Below are 471 nucleotides of genomic sequence, written 5' to 3' on the forward strand. Positions count from 1 at the left end.
CTTCTACACCAACTACGGCTCCCGCAAGGCCCGCGACCTGGCCCAGAACCCGCACGTCTCGCTGCTGTTCCCGTGGCACCCGGTGGCACGGCAGGTCATCGTGACCGGGGTGGCGCGGCGCACCGGGCGCGACGAGACCGCCGCCTACTTCCGCACCCGCCCGCACGGCTCCCAGCTGGGCGCCTGGGCCAGCGCGCAGTCCTCGGTGATCGGCTCGCGCGCCACGCTGGACAGCGCCTACGCCGAACTGGCGGCCCGCTATCCGGAGGGCGAGCAGGTGCCTGTGCCGCCGCACTGGGGCGGGTTCCGGGTGGTGCCGAGCGCGGTGGAGTTCTGGCAGGGGCGGGAGAACCGGCTGCACGACCGGCTGCGGTACGTGCCCGCGGCGGACGGCGCCTGGCGCGTGGAGCGCCTCAGCCCCTGACCCTCGAGCCCTCACCCCCGGCCCCCGTCCCCCGGCCCGCGGTGAGG

General features: G+C 76.0%; 1 protein-coding gene. It reads left to right on the forward strand.

What is annotated here, in order from left to right; translation table 11 throughout:
* Positions 1-424, forward strand: a 424-nt coding sequence (gene pdxH / locus RM590_RS35520; protein WP_311708943.1) for a pyridoxamine 5'-phosphate oxidase, incomplete at its 5' end; no start/stop codon positions are given.
* Between the last annotated feature and the right edge of the window lie 47 nt (positions 425-471).

Origin of the sequence: Streptomyces litchfieldiae, assembly GCF_031845365.1 — a bacterium.
In the GTDB taxonomy this organism is placed as follows: Bacteria; Actinomycetota; Actinomycetes; order Streptomycetales; family Streptomycetaceae; genus Streptomyces; species Streptomyces litchfieldiae.